Raw genomic sequence first — 16,634 nt, 5'->3', positions numbered from 1 at the left:
TGTTGATTATAATACCATATTTTACAAATATTACAAATATCACAAGCACCATACGCACTTTGTAATTTTTAACGAAGAAATGGATGTAAAGATCTATGTGAAGGGGTTATTTCACTATGAAAAAAATATTAACTACTTCTGTGCTTATCGACTTCTGTAGTTTTTGCTGGAGGAAAAATTGATAAAAAAACCTATCATTTATCTCCAGAATTAAGTAGTGATGTCATTTTGGAAAATGTAGAACTAACAGTTGATGAAAAGAATTCAGCCTCTAGTATTTGGATTAAAGGTAAAGCAAAGGCGGGAAATGGAGCGATTGGTTACCGATTATTAATTGATCGAGCTAAAAGAACGTATAAAACAGAGAAGTTAAGCAAACAAGAATTAGATGATGAATTGAACCGAGTAGATGAAAAATCCCAAAATGTGAGTAACAAGGATATTGATAGCTTGAACGGTGGAATAAAAGCTCTTGCTGCTAATTATTATACTGGTTGGTTTAAGATAACAACACTTGATCCAGTTAGAGTTCCGGTCAATGCAACCAAGCTTACTCTAAAGTGGAAAGAGTATGAAGATGGGACGTTAGAAGATACAAGCCATAGTATCTCTCCTTGGGCTGCAAACCCAAGTAAATTCGATACACATTGGTTTGTAGATGATTACGATGATTCCACACCAGATGCAAATACTGATAGTTCAGAAATCACTTACACAGGATGGGCTGATTACTATAATGATGATTTTGGAGATGATGAATGGAGAACGTACGTTTCACACTCGATAAAAATGACAGCGTTGCAAAAAGATGTTGGATGTGCAGGTTGCTTTGATTATTCCTATAAAACGGATGAGTCTGGAGAGTCCAGTTCATTGCTGAATTACACAATTACTACTAGTTATTAAATTAGTAGAAGATCGTCTTAATTCCCCAAAATTATGACGGTCTTTTTATTTTGGTGCTGCAATTAGAAACAGATTCGTAAAAAACTCGACAATTTTCTCAATCCTTGAGAAACCTTCCCTTTACAACAAAACTAATGACTTTCCTCCCCATAGGAAAAACTAGCTGCAAATCGTCGAACTTTTATTTCCGGGCAGGAAAATGCGACGAGACGCGAAATGATTACAAGGCGTGCTACACGCAGATGACAAGAAAGCAGGGAATCACACATGTCAGCACCTTACAAAAAAGTGTTTTGGGCAGCCGGCTTTGGCTGGATGTTCGACGCGATGGATGTTGCCCTTTTATCATTCATTATGGTGGCGCTCAGGCAAGAGTGGGGACTGACTGCACAAGAAGCGGGCCTTCTCGGGACCGGCAATCTGGTAGGAATGGCGATCGGAGCGATCGTGGGCGGATATATGGCAGACCGGATCGGACGAAAGCCCGTCTTCCTGCTCACGCTGCTTCTGTTTGGCGCAGCGAGCTTCGCCAGTGCGTTTGCCACAGGCTTTTTCACCATGCTGCTGTTCCGCTTCCTGATGGGACTCGGACTTGGCGCCGAGCTGCCTGTTGCTTCCACGCTGGTCAACGAGTTTGCCCCTGCGGAAAAACGGGGGAGCACCGTTGTTTTGCTGGAAAGCTTTTGGGCGGTCGGCTGGATTGCGGCGGCGGTCATATCGTATTTCATCATCCCGGATTACGGCTGGAGAGTCGCGGTCATCATCGGGGCACTGCCAATCGTGTACGCCTGGTACGCGAGACGCACGATCCCTGAATCGCCCCAGTTCCAGCAACGCCAGGAGCAAGTACCTGTGCAAAAGCTGCTGACCTCGCATCAGCGGGAGACGATTGCTCTGTGGGCTGTCTGGTTTGCCATTGCCTTCTCGTATTACGGCATGTTCCTGTGGATGCCGTCTGTGCTGGTAGACAAAGGCTTCACCATGATCAAAAGCTTCCAGTACGTCCTGATCATGACTTTGGCGCAACTGCCCGGCTATTTTGCCGCCGCCTATCTCGTGGAAAATTGGGGCCGCAAAAAGACGCTGGCCAGCTTTTTGTTCATGACAGCGATCATGGCGTTCGCTTTCGGACAAAGCAGCGGGACGACGGAATTGCTGGTAACGGGTGCCCTTTTGTCCTTCTTCAACCTGGGAGCGTGGGGGGCGCTGTACGCGTACACCCCGGAAAACTACCCGACGCCGCTTCGCGCTACAGGCGCAGGCGTTGCTTCCGGCATCGGACGAATCGGCAGCATCATTGCCCCGTATCTCGTCGGCTATTATTCATCCTTGCATTACAGCTACACGTTTATTTTTAGCATTTTTACAATCGTCTTGTTCATTGGTACGGCGATTTTGCTGATTTATGGCAAAGAAACAAGAGTAGCAAGTGCGGCGCGCGCCAATTGATGACAGCTTCACTGGGCTGCATCCGGTGTGCTGCGAGTTGCGTTTTCGTACAGGTGCAGGATACTGCGAGCGCGGGAGATGACTTCCGCTCGCAGCTCCGCAGGTTCCCGCACCTCGATGAGCGAGGCGTAGCCGAGCACTAGCGCACAGGCGGAATCCAGCGTATGAAATTCAACCTCGGCCTCGATCCAACTGCTTTTGGCGGCATGGGTGGAGGCTATTTTCATGTAGCGCTCCTGTTTGAGCCGGGGCCACGCCTCTTCGCGAAAGCGGATGACTGCCGGATAGCGGGGAAGGCTCGCCTTGAACTGTGTCGTCGACTCCTCCCAGTAGCTGGCGAGGTCAAAGCTTTCCGGCCGGACAAAAGCTTCTTCCAGCACGCGAGCTTCCGTGAACCGGGAGATGCGGTACGTGCGCAAGTCCGCATCGATCTGCGCGACCAAATACCAGGTGCTTCTTTTGGCGACAAGTCCAAGCGGAAGCAGCGTCCGCTCGACAAGCGTATCTTCGCGCTGGTAGCGAACCCAAAGCTTGCGGCTGAGCCAGACGGCGTCCTGGATAGTGGCGAGCAAAGGAAACGTTTCATCTGATTCATGCCAGCCCGCTCCATCGATATGCAGGCGCTCACGTACTTGCCAGGCATCCTGCTGAACAGGTTGCGGCAAGGCGGACAGCAGCTTCCAAAAAGCACGCTCGTACCCTTCGGCCAGACCGAGGTCGTTCAGCACGCGGGAAGGTGAGGAAAGCATGAGCGATTGCAGCTCATCGATTTTCAATCCGGTCAGACTGGTGCGATAGCCTTCCGCGAGAACCCAGCCGCCAGCCGAGCCGCGTTCCGCGTAGACGGGCACTCCAGACGCGCTCAAAGCTTCCATGTCCCGATGAATCGTCCGTTCAGACACCTCCAGCTTCTCGGCTAATTGTCTGGTGGTCATCCGCCCGCAGTTTTGCAGATGCAGCAAAATCGAGAGCAACCGATCAGCACGCATAGAAAATCCCTCCTGAAAAACGACTTCGTAGTAGCTTCATTTTATCTTATCCAATATGACAGATGGTGTCATATTGGTGAGGTTACACTGTTCCTATCAACCAAAACCAAACAGTCATGTCCGTTTGGCTGACGGCAAGCGATCTAGCTCTTTTGACGCAGCGCACAGCGTGAATGGCTGGTTCGCACAAAAAGGAGGCGCATGTATGACAGGGAAAGCATTGCAGGGAAAAGTAGCAGTCGTGGCGGGAGGAACGAGAGGGGCGGGGCGAGGAATCGCCATCGGGCTTGGGGAAGCCGGGGCGACCGTCTACGTGACAGGCCGAAGCGTGCGCGGACAGCCATCCGACATGGTTCGTCCAGAAACAATCGAGGAGACAGCCGAGCTGGTAACGGCAAGTGGCGGAGTCGGGATTGCTGTCCAAACAGGGCAATTTAGCTGACGCCAAACAACAACGGAAAGCATTGATTGATCAACGTTTTTGAAAGGAAAAAGGGGCGTCTCCGAGTCGAAACACCGACTTTGGAGACAGCCCCTTTTGCATCTCGTATAGCGATTTCCCTAAGCGAGCGGCTGTGTATTTTTTTTGCGAGTCAACCAGTTGCGGACGTTTCCGTTCAAAATCAGATTGGTGACGACGCCTGCGATCAGCCCCCAGAACGCGGCACCGATTCCGCCGATCGAAATGCCGGAAATCGTCACGAGGAAGGTGACCAGAGCGGCTTCCCGTTCCTTCATATCGCTCATCGCTTGGGCGAGGCTGGAGCTAAGCGAAGCGAACAGGGCCAGGCCAGCGATGACGGCGATCAGTTCCTTGGGCAAGCCGAAAAAGACAGACGTAATCGTGGCGCCAAACATGCCGAACACGAGATAAAAGGCACCGCAGGCGATTCCGGCGATATAGCGCTTGGAACGATCCTGGTGCGCTTCTTTTCCAGTGCAGATGGCTGCGGTAATCGCCGCCAGGTTAATTCCGTGCGAGCCGAACGGAGCCAGGAGCAGCGAGGCAATCCCGGTCGTCGCCACGAGCGGACTGGCAGGCGTGTCGTAGCCGTCTGCTTTCAGCACGCCGATTCCCGGCGCGTTTTGCGAAGCCATCGTGACGATGCACAGGGGAATCCCCAGCCCGACAATCGCATCGAGCGAAAAGCTTGGCATCGTAAACACAGGGTTCACCAATGTCATTTGCACAGAATCAAGCTGCAATCGCCCCATGCCAAAAGCGATGGCAAGTCCGACCAAAAGCGTCAGCACGACGGCGTAGCGCGGAAACAACCGCTTGGCGAACAGGTAGCAGAAGATCATCGGCAAGGCAAGCGCAGGCAAATGCTGCATCGAGACGAAAACTTCGACGCCAAAAGCCAACAAAATCCCGGCGAGCATCGCGGTCGTGATCGACTGCGGCACGTATTTCATCAGGATGGAAAACAGGCCGGAGACGCCGAGCAGCGTGATGACGGCTGCGGAAAACAGATACGCGCCAATCGCGTCGCTGTAAGGATAGGTGGTCAGGCTGGATACCAAGAGGACGGCACCTGGCGTCGACCAGGCGGTAATGACTGGCGTCTTGAACCAGATGCTTAAAATAATCGCCGTCAAGCCGCTGCCGATGGAGATCGCCCAAATCCAGGAGGAAAGCTCTGCTTCGCTGAGTCCCGCGCTCTGCGCCGCCTGAAAGACGATCAGGAGCGGGCCGGCATAAGACACGATGGTGGCAATCAGGCCGACGACGACGGCCGAGATGGAAAAATCGCCAGGAATGCTTTTGAGATGCGAAATCGACCAGTGCTGTTGTTTTTGGGGTACCACAATCATTGCCTCCTACAGGGGATTAGCGCAGCGCAGGCGAGGCATTACCCCTTTTCGTTGAGAATGTAGCGGATCGTCCGCTTGGTGATGTTCAGCTTCTTGCTCAGAAGCTGCCTGTCTCCCTTTGTTTCGCTCAAACCTTTTTCGATGATCGCCCGTCCGACTTCCCCTTCCAACAGCTTGATTCTTTTTTGCAAGTAATCGAAATCGACGCCTTCGATGGAAGGGAGCACGCGGGTGAGCGATTCTACAAACCGCTCGCACTCCCGCTCAATCGCTTGCTCGACGCTGCTCGGTTCGGGGTGGGATTGACCTGGCAGCTTCGTTTGCAGCGTCTTTTGCCGCAACTGGTCAGGCAGGTGCTCGGCGCGCAGTTTTTCGCATTCGTGCAGGGCGATCGTTTGATTCAGGACATTCAGGAGCTGTCTGACATTGCCGGGCCAGTCATAGCGTTGCAAAAGCTCCATGGCATCAGGCTCGATCTCGCACGGAGCGCCGCTGCGCTTTTGCAAGTAGGAATGCGCGATTGCCGGGATGTCGCCAGCACGTTCCCGCAGGGGAGGAATTGCCAGCTTGATTCCTTCGAGACGATACAGCAGGTCGCTGCGGAAACGGTTCATCTCGACCTCGTGCTCCAGGTTGCGGTTCGTGGCGGAGATGAAGCGAATATTGCTCTGACCGACCTGTTCGCCCCCGACCCGCATAAATTCTCCCGTTTCCAGCGTGCGCAGCAGCTTGACCTGGATCGACAGCGGGGCTTCGCCAATCTCGTCGAGAAACAGCGTGCCGTTGTGAGCAAGCTCAAACAACCCTTTTCGCGATTTGACCGCTCCGGTAAACGCGCCTTTTTCGTACCCGAACAGTTCGCTTTCCAGCAACGATTCCGGGACGGCACCGCAGTTGAACGCGACGAAAGGCTGCTGGGCGCGGTTGCTCGCTCCGTGGAGAAAACGGGCCATCAGCTCCTTGCCTGTTCCGGTCTCTCCTTCTATCAAGATGTGGATCGCCTTTTTTGCTAATTTTTTGGCAATGGCGATCATTTTGCTCATCGGGCTTTCTGCTGAATACACGATACCATATTGCGCGGCTTCTTGGGATAGGTCATCTTTTTGGTTCGCCGAAGCAGAGAGGACAGAATCAATGATGTGTTCCAGACTGTCCAGATTGTCGAACGGCTTTTCCAAATAGTCTTTGGCCCCCCACTGCATCGCTGTGACGGCCGACTTGATGGTGCTGTAGCCAGTCATGATCAACACTTCGCACGCGGGAAAAACGGCTTTGATCTTGCGCAGCAGCTCCAGCCCGTCCGCGTCAGGCAGCTTGAGATCGACGAGAGCAGCCTGAAAGCCGCGGGAATCGTTTTGCAAAAGCCATTGGACGTCCTTGCCCGTGTTGGCGACGACTACCTCGCAATTTTTGCGCCGGAGAAAATAGGTGAAAAACGTAGTGACCTCCGTCTCATCATCCACAATCAATATCCGTTTCTGCTCCATGATGTTGATGTTCCTCCTCTTTGATCAGCAGTGGCAAAAGCAGCGTAAATTCGCTGTAGCGATTTTCTTCGCTTTGCGCATACAGCTTGCCGCCGTGCGCTTCGGCGATGCCAAGGCTGACGGACAAGCCCAGCCCTGTCCCTTTTGTCCGTTCTTTGGTCGAGAAAAAAGGCTGGAAAATTTGTGAGAGCTGTTCGGCTGGAATGCCCGTCCCGTTGTCGTAAACGGACAAGCCTGCGTAGCGGACGCCGTCTTCTTCGACGGGAAAGGAACGGATGAGAATCCGCGGCGCTTCCTGCTCGGACAAGGCATCCCTGGCGTTCAAGAGCAAGTTGATGACGACTTGCTCGATCTGATGGCGGCTGCCGTGAAACAGCAGGCTCGGCTCGTTCATTTCCCGGGTTATGGTCAGGCCGCAGACAGACAGCTGGTAGCCGATCAGCCCGAGCACATCCTCCACGACTTCGTCAATGGAGACAGTCTCAAACAAATACTCCTCTTGCCGGGAGAAGGTCAGCAGGTTTTGAATAATTTTTTTGCAGCGGACGCCGCACTGATAAATGTCGCGCATGAGCGGCGCGGTCGGAGCATCGGCTGTTTCGCGCAAAAGCAGTTGGGAATTGCCGAGAATCGCGGTCAGCGGACTGTTCAGCTCGTGGGCGATTCCAGCGGCCATTTCCCCGATGGCAGCCATTTTTGCCGACTGGATCAGTTGGGCCTCGATCTTGATTTTTTCGTTCACGTCCTGAAACAGCAGACTGTTTTCCACGATGACGCCTACGTGCCGGGCAACGAGCTGGATCAACTCGGCTTCTTCGGGATCGGCTGGGCGCTGTTCCTCTCGCAAAAGCGTCAAGTAGCCGAAAGTCTGGTTCAATGGATTGCGCAGCGACACCGAAGTCGCATAGTGCTGCGGCAACGTTTGCGCCAGCTTGTGATGAAGCTGCTCGGGAAAGTTTGCCGTGTCAGGGCAGTGCGGATGAGTCAACGTGTGGCACTGCCAGTCCGTGTCTGTCCGCATGCACAAGTACGACGTCGGCGTGCCTCCTTTGACAATCGTCAACGTAAAGTGCTCGAAGGCGAGAATTTGCGATAGCTGCTGGGCTATGTAGCTGCTCGTTTGCTGCCAGGTTGCGTCGATCTGGATGTGCGTCAGTTGGTTGATGACCGCGAGCTGGCGGTTTTTCTTTTTCATTTCTTCGACGAGATAGACAAGCTCGCTGTAGTAGCTTTTTCGCGAGGAAGATATTCCGGTGAGCTTTTCGAGTATCTCCTGTTTGCTTTGCATGGCGGCCTCCTATAGAGCTTGGCGAAAGAGAGAAGCGACGTCTTGGACGCTCATGTCGCGCGGATTGGTTGTCATGCACACATCGAGCAAGGCGAGTGAGCTGAGCAGTTCGATCTGGTCAGGGTGCAGCCCGATGGCAGACAGCGATTGCGGCACGTCCAGGTCTTTTGCCAGATTCGTCACGGCTTTCATGGCGAGACGAGAGGCGTCGTGCGTGCTCAGACCCGAAGTGTTTTCGCCCAGACATTCGGCGATTTGCCTGTATTTTTCGGGAGCGGCGATATAGTTGTATTCGAGAACGTGCGGCAGCAGGATGGCGTTTACTTCCCCGTGCGGGGCGTCGAGGAAGCCGCCCAGTTGATGGGACATGGCGTGGACGGCTCCGAGTATGGCGTTGGAAAAAGCGATTCCGGCCTGCAAGCTCGCCATTGCCATCGCTTGCTTGGCGGAGGCGTTGTACTGGCTGGCGGCGGATGGACGCAGATGTTCGGCGATCAGGCGCATGGCTTGCAAGGAGTGAACCTCGGTAAGCGGCGTCGCAGCGAGCGAAATATACGACTCGATGGCATGGGTCAGGACATCCATGCCTGTATTGGCAGTGAGTTGTCGGTCTTTGGTCATCAAGGTTTGCGGATCGATGATGGCGATATCCGGGATGAGCGATTTGGAGATGATCGCCATTTTTACTTTGCGCGCGCTGTCTACGATAATCGAAAACTGCGAGACTTCGGAGCCGGAGCCAGCCGTAGTCGGCACCATGACCATCGGCGGGAGCGGATGCTGAATCTGATCGACTCCTTCATACTGCACAATGCTTCCTTCGTTGGTGGCGAGCAGGGCGATGGCTTTGGCTGCGTCGATCGCGCTGCCGCCGCCGACTCCGAGAATCGCGTTGCACTCGGCAGCACGGTACGCCGCGATTCCGGCGTGAATCTCGTAATCTTTTGGATTGGCCGTCACGTTGGTCCACAAATGATAGTCGAGCTTTTGCTGCTGCAAGTAGTGGATGATTCGCTCGGCCCAGCCTGCGCTTACGACACCGGGATCGCTGACGAGAAAAACGCGGGATGCTCCCAGACGGCGAAGGCTTTCCCCGACTTGGCCGATGGATTGGTTGCCGAAGATGATCTCCGGTGTCATAAATTTGGATATTTGCATGCTGCTTACCCCCTTTTTCCCTATGTAGTTAATACCGCAGACAGGGTCGAATCCCTTTTTTGGCCAAAAGCTTGGCTCGCGTGCCGTTTTTTTGGCTGATGGGCCGAAAAATCGGCCAGTCCGAAGGCGAGACAAGGCGAAAAAGCGCGAAAGATAAAGCGCTTACAATTTGGCATGCTGCTTGCAAATATATAGGAGCGAAAATACATAAACGCTCATTCGGCACACAAACAGGTGCCCGTGGGGGAAAAGAGGAGGAAGGTCGAGATGAAAGCAGCAGTGGTCAACGAGTTCCATCAAAAGCTGGAGGTAAAGGAAGTAGCGGTTCCAGAGGTGGGTTACGGGGAAGTGTTGGTCAAAATCAAGACGTGCGGCGTTTGCCATACAGATTTGCATGCAGCGCATGGAGACTGGCCGGTCAAGCCGAAGCTGCCTTTGATTCCGGGCCATGAAGGGGTAGGGGTCGTGGAAAAGCTGGGCGAAGGCGTCACTTCCTTGAAGCTGGGCGACCGGGTAGGCATCCCGTGGCTGTTCTCCGCGTGCGGCGAGTGCGACTATTGCCTCACGGGTTGGGAGACTTTGTGCCAGAAGCAATTGAATGGCGGTTATTCCGCAGACGGAGCTTACGCGGAGTATTGCGTGGCGCCAGCGGCTTATGTGGCGCGTATCCCGGCTGAACTGGGAGACGTGGAGGCTGCTCCGATCTTGTGCGCGGGCGTGACTACTTACAAAGCGCTGAAGGTCGCCAATGTGAAGCCGGGCGACTGGGTGGCAATTTTCGGGATCGGCGGACTGGGCCACGTAGCCCTGCAATATGCGAAAGCAATGGGGTACAACGTCGTCGCGGTAGACATTCACAACGAGAAGCTCGAACTGGCAAAAGAATTGGGGGCTGACGTGACGGTCAACAGCAGCGAGGTCGATCCTGTGGCGGCGATTACCGAGCAGGTCGGTGGCGTGCACGGAGCGATTAGTGTGGCTGTAACGAAAAAAGCGTTTGAGCAGGCGTACAAATCGGTTCGCCGCGGCGGCTCGCTCGTGGTGGTTGGATTGCCGAATGCCGAGCTGCCTATCCCGATTTTCGATACGGTGCTCAACGGTGTAACGGTCAAAGGCTCGATCGTAGGAACGCGCAAAGACATGCAGGAAGCACTCGACTTCGCGGCTCGCGGCAAGGTTCGCGCGATCATCGAGACACAGCCGCTGGATAAAATCAACGAGGTGCTGGAACGGATGGAAAAAGGCCAAATTAACGGCCGCGTCGTGTTGACGATGGAGTAATGATCGTTTTAGGGAAAAGACAACTGCTGCCTGGTGGTCGCTTGGAGACTGCTGGGTGGCAGTTTTTTTGAATGGGGAGGAAATGGGCGGGGGTCACTGTTTTCTCGGCCAATGGTAAGCATTGGTTGGATCGTGATTTTTTGAGAGGGGATCAGGGATGAAAAATTTAAGTGCAGCTGTTGATCGCGGCTGTAGTGGAGGGAGGAAACAGGAGAAACCGCTGTAGGGACTTGGGACTCTAGCGGGGAAGGGTGGACTGCCCGTCTCCGGCGAAAAGGAAAACCGCGTCAAAAGCAGCGAGATCGAAGAAGCGTACGCACGTTGCCGCTTAAAGGCGTGTTTTCCTTTTTCGCCTGCGCCTCGAAAGGAGTCCCAAAGCCCTTTCGCTTGTTTCTCCTGTTTCCTCGGCCGACGGTAAGCATTGGTCGGAGATTGTTTTTGGAGGTTGATCAGGGGCGGCAAATTTAGTGCAGCTGTTGATCGCGGCTGTAGTGGAGGGAGGAAACAGGAGAAACCGCTGTAGGGACTTGGGACTCTAGCGGGGAAGGGTGGACTGCCCGTCTCCGGCGAAAAAGGAAAACCGCGTCAAAAGCAGCGAGATCGAGGAAGTGGACGCACGTTGCCACTTAAAAGCGTGTTTTCCTTTTTCGCCTGCGCCTCGGAAGGAGTCCCAAAGCCCTTTCGCTTGTTTCTCCTGTTTCCTCGGCCAACGGTTAGCTTTAGTCGGAGATTGTTTTTTTGGAGGTCGCTTAAGGGCGGAAAATCCAGCGCAGAAATTGAACAAGTTTTTCATGAACGGGTTGAATGAAGCAACTGTCTTGAAGAAGACTCTTACTCTCATGTTTCTGTGCTTTTTCGAAATCCCCGATCACCACCGCCTAAAGTACCGATGATGCAGACTACAAAGCGTCAGCTCAAACAAGCTTTTTGGCATTGGCATTTTCTTTGAAACTCGCGCCGACCACAACCAGCCCCTGACGAGGAAAGAGACGAAATGCGCGAAAGCTCTTTGGGATACCGACCGAGGTTCCGAGGAAAAAGCGAAACACGGTTTTAAGCGTCAACGTGAATCTGCATCTGTGAGCGAGCTGCTTTTGACGCGGTTTCGCTTTTTCCCCGGAGCCGTGCAGTCTAAGCCCCCAGGGGGTATCCCAAGAAGCTACAGCGATTCGTCTCTTTCCTCGCTTCACTTGAAGTACCGATGACGTAACCTACAAAGCATTACCCCAAGCAAGCTTTTTGCATTGGTATTTTTTTGAAACTACCGATGACGCAATCTACAAAGCATCCCCCATCCTAGCCCTTCATACTTCTCTGCGCCCTCGCCACGATCCGCTTGGTCGCTTTCTCATCGGACGCATCCAGCCAAGCACGGCATACTTGAACGACCCAATCCGGCTGCGACTTGGCTGCGTCATTTAACCAATTGGCAACCGAATCCTGGACATACTTGGATGGATCGGCTTTCAACGGCGCCAAAAGGGGAAGCCCCCATTCGGGATTCTCCTTCAACTCCGCAATATGCTTGGCCCAAACGCCGCGCGGACGGGTCAATTCAACGGCGAAACGGCGGAGATTGGCATCCGGTTCCTGTACCCAAGCGCCCAGCAGGCGGATGGCTAGTTTCAGCTGTTGGGAAGCAGAGTCCCGGACAGCCATCCATGCGATTTCGCGGACGCCGAAGTGGCTATCGGCGGCAAACGGGCGAATGAGCGCCAGTTTTTGCTCCAGTTCCAACTGATCCAACCCCACGATGTAAGCTGCCCAACAGCGCACGCTATCTGACGGATGCGCCGCCAAGCGTTGGAACAGTTGTGTACGCTCCTCGCCAGTCTTTTGACGGAACACCTCTAGCCATTCGACCGCAATGGCGGGGATGACTTTCATCGTCGGCTGCCCCGCGATCCGTTCCAGCGCGGATAACATCGCGTCAGCATGCTGCTGCAACTGAAGCTCAACCAGGATGTGCCTAAGCAGTTGCAAATGATCGACTGCCAACCACTCTGTCAAATTGACACTCTCGATTCGTCCGCCATTCAATAAAACGAGCACATCCGGGAGAATGTCGCCAGCTTTTCTGGCTCCTTTCCGATTCAGCACCCTTTCTGAAATCGAAGCCATTTCGTCGAATGTCATAGCATAGCCGCCTCCGTAATCGTGATTACCAATCGTTTCGTGAAGTCAGCAAATCCAATACGTGGGAAGGCTCCAGCCTCTGCTTGTAGTCAGCTTCGACGTGAGCCAGACGAATCATGTTCTCACGGTCGATCACATATGTCGCGGGCACAGGCAACTTCCACGAAGAATCGCCATGATACTCGTCGAGAGAAATGCCAAGAGACTGGTAACTTCCCCGTAGCGCTTCCGGAAGCTCGAATACGAGATGGTAGCGGGCTGCGACTTCATTGCGAGGATCGCTCAAAAGCGGAAACCCAAGTTCGTTATTTGCCTTTATGCTGGCTGAATAGGTCGGCGTTTGCGGACTGATCGCCACAAGTTGTGCTCCTGCCTCCGCAAAAAGTTCTGACGCTTGTTGATAAGCCCGCAACGCAATATTGCAAAACGGGCACCAGACGCCGCGATAAAACAAAAGAACGACGGGGCCATTGGCCGTCAGTTCAGACAAAGTCATGCTGGCACCGTTTTGATCCGTCAGCGAAAAGTCTGGTGCCTGTGCTCCGGCTTTCAAGCCAGCAGCACCAGCGGATGCCTTTACTTGCTGGATTGACTGCTCGAACATCTTGACCATTTCAGCGGGCAAGTTTTGCTCCATCTGCGCGGTAGCACGATCCAATTCTGTTTGCAAAGAAGCCAGTGGCCTGTTTTCCATCTCGTTCTCTCTCCATTTCGTCCTGTCATTCAACTCTTCTTCATCATAAGAGAAGCACGAATGGAAAAGATGTAATGCAGTTCACAAGCTGTCGCCCTGAGCGAGTTTTTGTGCCGCCCGGAGAATGTCGCGGTGGACGGTCACTGTACGGAACCCGGTGCGGAGCATGCCCGCCTCCGCAAGCTCTTTCAACGCTACAGACACGGCTTCTCTTGAAGCTCCTACCAGGTGGGCAATTTCTTGATGGGAGAGGGGCATGTCGATTCGGCTGTAATCGTCGCCATCGTCCTGAACCCCGAACCGTTCGGAAAGCTCCGCCAGAACGTGGATAATTTTGTCGTGCAGCTTTCCGAGAGCAAGGCTTTGCGCGAGACTGCTCATGTGCGACAAGCGCTCACTCATTACTTTGATCATATTCAGCATGAAACGTGGCCGACGAAGAAGATAACTCTCGAAGCGCTCCTTGTCCATCACGCAAATATCGCTTTCCTCGACCGTCTCGATAAACAGGCCGCGCGTCCCTAGCGAAATATCCCCCATCTCGCCAAAGATGTTCCCCTCACGCAAAATATCCAAAGTAAATTGCTTGCCTTCCTCATTGAGCCGATACAAACGAACTTTCCCTCGCTTCACAAAGTACAGCCCCTCCGTGAACGTGTCGGGCGTTTGAATGAATGTATATTTCGGAAAAGTCGTAATCGAGGTCAGCTCGTCCATTTCGATCAGGTCTTCGCTGGAAAGGGAACGCAACAAATTGAACTGCGACAAATATTGAATGCGATCCATAGTTCCTCCCGGGTTGAAAAAATAGCGTTGGGCACACTTTTGCGGCCAACGAGCAGTTCGTGCATATGCCCATCATACAACAAAATAGGGTCGGACTACTTTCTCCTGATTCCACACAGCATCTCCGTCAGCCTGTCCAGGAAAATAGCGCGGATTGATTTCTTATCTTTCTATATTTGATTATAATTAGATATAATTAATGTTGTTTAGTTATGTTCCGTGTGGAGGTTTGAGAGGGAAATGCTGACCGCACAAGATCAAACAGAGAAGCTGTGGGAGATGGCCAGACGGATGGAGCCGCACCTGATTCGTCATCAGGCGAATATGGACAAGCTGATGAGCTTGCTCATGGTACACGAGCTGGTCCGCAATCGTGCGCTAAATGCCGAGGTGGCCGCCGCGGCTGGCGGAGACGGGCAGGTAGAGCATAAAACTGCTGATGTGCCCGGTGAAAAAGAGCATGAGCAACTATGGGATGAACTGTGCCGCAAGGAGAGCTACGAAGCAAAGGTCGCGCAAGCCATCGTTCATCTCGTTGAGCAAATTGCGCCGTAATTCGGCAGCTTGACAGTGCCCGCCAACTACAGTCTGCTGGAAGCCGAGTCACGGCATTGTTTTGGCCAAGAACAAACAAAACCCCGAAGAAAGGGCAGTCGCCTTTTGCGGGGTTATTTGTGCATCCTGTTTATTTGACTTCGCTGAGCGTGTCCCAAATAGATAAGGCCAGACAAAGCGTTGCTTGGGCATGGGCAACACTCCCTCAGCTTTTTTCTGAATGGCTTTGACGACACCGTGAAAGACTGCTTGTGTTTTTCCCAGCCGCTTTGCTGCACGCCAATGACCACAGCTGCTGGCCTGTGCGAAAGGAAGCGGGCGGTTCGTGTCCATTTATCGGACGAAAACTGTCTCACGAGTGTCCGAACGGCTTGGACACAAGGACAGTTTCGGTGACCCGAAGCAAGGGCTGGCAGCGCTTTTCGCGGCTGGTACTCAACTTGCATTTATTTATCCTGAATGTCGATTTGCAGGAAGGGGGAGAATGGCGTGGACATTCGGGATGTGGTTGCCATTGTAACGGGTGGAGCTTCCGGGTTGGGGGAAGCCACTGTGAGGAATGTGGTAGAGCACGGAGGAAGAGTAGCCATTCTTGATCAGGACCTCGAACGGGGGTACGCCCTGGCAAATGAGCTGGGACGCGATCACGCCCTGTTCGTACAGACGGATGTGACGAGCGAAGCGAGCGTGCGGGAGGCGATCGAGCGCACGGCGGGAGCTTTCGGCACGATTCACGCCGCAGTCAATTGCGCAGGAATGGTTCTGGGGCAAAAGACGCTGTCCAGAAACGGCCCTCATTCCTTGGAGACATTCAGCAAAGTCGTGCAAGTGAACCTGATCGGCACGTTTAATGTCGTGCGAATGGCAGTCGAGCAGATGGCGGGCAACGAGCCAGCCAAAACGGGCGAACGCGGCGTGATCGTCAATACAGCGTCTATCGCTGCTTTTGACGGGCAGGTCGGACAAGTGGCTTACAGCGCTGCAAAGGGCGGGATTGTCGGCATGACCTTGCCGTTGGCGAGGGACTTGGCTCCGTATGGAATCAGGGTGATGACGATCGCTCCTGGTTTGTTTGACACGCCGATGTACGACAAGCTGCCCCGCGCCGTAAAAGACGTGTTGGGAGCGACCGTGCCTTTTCCACCGAGATTGGGTCAGCCCGACGAGTACGCCAAGCTGGTGAACAGCATCATTACGAACCCGATGCTGAATGGAGAGACAATCCGGCTGGACGGGGCGATTCGGATGCAACCGAAATAAGCCGATCGAGTCTGTCTGGTCTACTGAAAAATGGGTTTGGAAAATTTGGTTGACACGAAAAGTAGTTAGGCACCATACTACGTGCATGAACAACGAACCGAAAAACAAGCATGACTTCGACTCTGCTCCTTCGCTTGACCAGGCGAGGCGACAGCTTGCGCGCTACAGTCTGGACGTAGACGCACAGGCAGTTCTTGTAGCCGCGCGACTGATGGAGGCGGGAGCGAAACTCGGCAGCGCAGCGGAGATTCACTTTGGCCGCTTCGGCTTGTCAACCGGGCGCTATCGGCTTTTGGCGGAGCTGGAAACCAACGACGGAGAGCTGCTGCCTTCGCAATTGGCAGACAATCTCGGCGTCACCCGCGCTACGGTGACGGGCCTGATTGACGTGCTGGAGCGCGATGGACTCGTCTCCCGGTGAAAAAGCATGCAGGATGGACGCCAAAAAGCGGTTGTTTTGACCGAAGCGGGTGGGAGCAAGCTGAAGGACATGGCGCCTGAGCATTTCATGCGGCTGGAAGCGATGGTCAGTTCCCTTTCGCTGGAGGAGCGCAGCGTATTTCTGTCCCTGCTTGGTCGCGTGACAGAAGGCATCTCGGCACTGACAGATGAAAAGAAAGACGTGCAAGCAAACAGCAAGAAAAGGTAAAGACGGGCTAGGAAAACTAGCCCATTTTCACAGGTATATAGTTAGGAACCTAATTATATATTCAAAAAACAAGGAAGAAGTTCATTCATGGGAGTGAATCATCGGGCAAAGACAGCGGCTGTCGCTGAGACGAGGACGGATCGCCCCAAGGCAAGGCGAAATCGTTTGTGCTGTGGCGGGA

13 protein-coding genes and 2 pseudogenes are annotated in these 16,634 nt (G+C 53.5%); 7 read left to right on the top strand and 8 right to left on the bottom strand.

Annotated elements, in window-relative coordinates; genetic code table 11:
• Positions 1-228: 228 nt before the first annotated feature.
• Together HP435_RS22520 and HP435_RS22515 are read left to right on the top strand one after the other, a co-directional pair.
• Entirely contained in the window at positions 229-906 is a 678-nt protein-coding gene (locus tag HP435_RS22520) for a hypothetical protein (protein ID WP_173597562.1), read from the top strand.
• A gap of 267 nt (positions 907-1,173) precedes the next feature.
• Positions 1,174-2,355: an MFS transporter gene (locus HP435_RS22515; protein ID WP_173597563.1), complete on the top strand. Its 1,182-nt coding sequence runs from the start codon at positions 1,174-1,176 to the stop codon at positions 2,353-2,355.
• Between the two features lie 8 nt (positions 2,356-2,363).
• Here the strand turns inward: HP435_RS22515 and HP435_RS22510 are convergent, their stop codons facing one another.
• Positions 2,364-3,344, bottom strand: coding sequence for a helix-turn-helix transcriptional regulator (locus HP435_RS22510; RefSeq protein ID WP_173597564.1), 981 nt, complete (start codon positions 3,342-3,344; stop codon positions 2,364-2,366).
• Positions 3,345-3,549: 205 nt separating this feature from the next.
• Here HP435_RS22510 and HP435_RS22505 point away from each other — a divergent pair.
• Positions 3,550-3,768 (top strand): annotated as a pseudogene (locus HP435_RS22505) (short-chain dehydrogenase); the annotation flags it as partial.
• A gap of 137 nt (positions 3,769-3,905) precedes the next feature.
• Here HP435_RS22505 and HP435_RS22500 read toward each other — a convergent pair.
• The 4 genes from HP435_RS22500 to HP435_RS22485 are packed head-to-tail and all read right to left on the bottom strand — an operon-like array spanning position 3,906 to position 9,092.
• On the bottom strand, positions 3,906-5,159 hold the full coding sequence (locus tag HP435_RS22500; RefSeq protein WP_217022274.1) for a benzoate/H(+) symporter BenE family transporter: 1,254 nt from the start codon (positions 5,157-5,159) through the stop codon (positions 3,906-3,908).
• A 38-nt stretch (positions 5,160-5,197) separates the two neighbouring features.
• Positions 5,198-6,646 (bottom strand): sigma-54-dependent transcriptional regulator, encoded by a 1,449-nt coding sequence (locus HP435_RS22495; protein WP_173597565.1) that lies wholly within the window; start codon positions 6,644-6,646, stop codon positions 5,198-5,200.
• Positions 6,615-7,934: a sensor histidine kinase gene (locus HP435_RS22490; RefSeq protein ID WP_122964647.1), complete on the bottom strand. Its 1,320-nt coding sequence runs from the start codon at positions 7,932-7,934 to the stop codon at positions 6,615-6,617. The genes HP435_RS22495 and HP435_RS22490 overlap by 32 nt, the downstream gene beginning before the upstream one ends.
• A gap of 9 nt (positions 7,935-7,943) precedes the next feature.
• Positions 7,944-9,092: an iron-containing alcohol dehydrogenase gene (locus tag HP435_RS22485; protein ID WP_122964648.1), complete on the bottom strand. Its 1,149-nt coding sequence runs from the start codon at positions 9,090-9,092 to the stop codon at positions 7,944-7,946.
• A gap of 267 nt (positions 9,093-9,359) precedes the next feature.
• Between HP435_RS22485 and adhP the strand changes: the two genes are divergently transcribed.
• A complete protein-coding gene (gene adhP, locus HP435_RS22480; protein ID WP_173597566.1) occupies positions 9,360-10,373 on the top strand; it encodes an alcohol dehydrogenase AdhP in 1,014 nt (337 codons plus the stop codon).
• Between the two features lie 1,296 nt (positions 10,374-11,669).
• Here the strand turns inward: adhP and HP435_RS22475 are convergent.
• The 3 genes from HP435_RS22475 to HP435_RS22465 all read right to left on the bottom strand — a co-directional run bounded on the left by HP435_RS22475 (position 11,670) and on the right by HP435_RS22465 (position 13,989).
• Positions 11,670-12,509, bottom strand: coding sequence for a DNA alkylation repair protein (locus tag HP435_RS22475; RefSeq protein ID WP_173599234.1), 840 nt, complete (start codon positions 12,507-12,509; stop codon positions 11,670-11,672).
• 25 nt (positions 12,510-12,534) lie between these two features.
• Positions 12,535-13,203 (bottom strand): peroxiredoxin-like family protein, encoded by a 669-nt coding sequence (locus tag HP435_RS22470; protein WP_173599233.1) that lies wholly within the window; start codon positions 13,201-13,203, stop codon positions 12,535-12,537.
• Between the two features lie 81 nt (positions 13,204-13,284).
• Positions 13,285-13,989 (bottom strand): Crp/Fnr family transcriptional regulator, encoded by a 705-nt coding sequence (locus HP435_RS22465; protein ID WP_173599232.1) that lies wholly within the window; start codon positions 13,987-13,989, stop codon positions 13,285-13,287.
• 240 nt (positions 13,990-14,229) lie between these two features.
• Between HP435_RS22465 and HP435_RS22460 the strand changes: the two genes are divergently transcribed.
• The 3 genes and pseudogenes from HP435_RS22460 to HP435_RS22450 all read left to right on the top strand — a co-directional run bounded on the left by HP435_RS22460 (position 14,230) and on the right by HP435_RS22450 (position 16,453).
• Positions 14,230-14,544, top strand: coding sequence for a hypothetical protein (locus HP435_RS22460; protein WP_173599231.1), 315 nt, complete (start codon positions 14,230-14,232; stop codon positions 14,542-14,544).
• 489 nt (positions 14,545-15,033) lie between these two features.
• On the top strand, positions 15,034-15,804 hold the full coding sequence (locus HP435_RS22455) for a 3-hydroxyacyl-CoA dehydrogenase (RefSeq protein ID WP_122964652.1): 771 nt from the start codon (positions 15,034-15,036) through the stop codon (positions 15,802-15,804).
• Positions 15,805-15,889: 85 nt separating this feature from the next.
• Positions 15,890-16,453: pseudogene (locus HP435_RS22450) on the top strand (MarR family winged helix-turn-helix transcriptional regulator).
• Positions 16,454-16,634 lie beyond the last annotated feature (181 nt).

This window comes from Brevibacillus sp. HD3.3A (assembly GCF_013284375.2).
Classification (GTDB): Bacteria; Bacillota; Bacilli; order Brevibacillales; family Brevibacillaceae; genus Brevibacillus; species Brevibacillus parabrevis.
The sequence above is the reverse complement of the archived record's forward strand: the minus strand, read 5'-3'. Positions and strand labels throughout refer to the sequence as shown.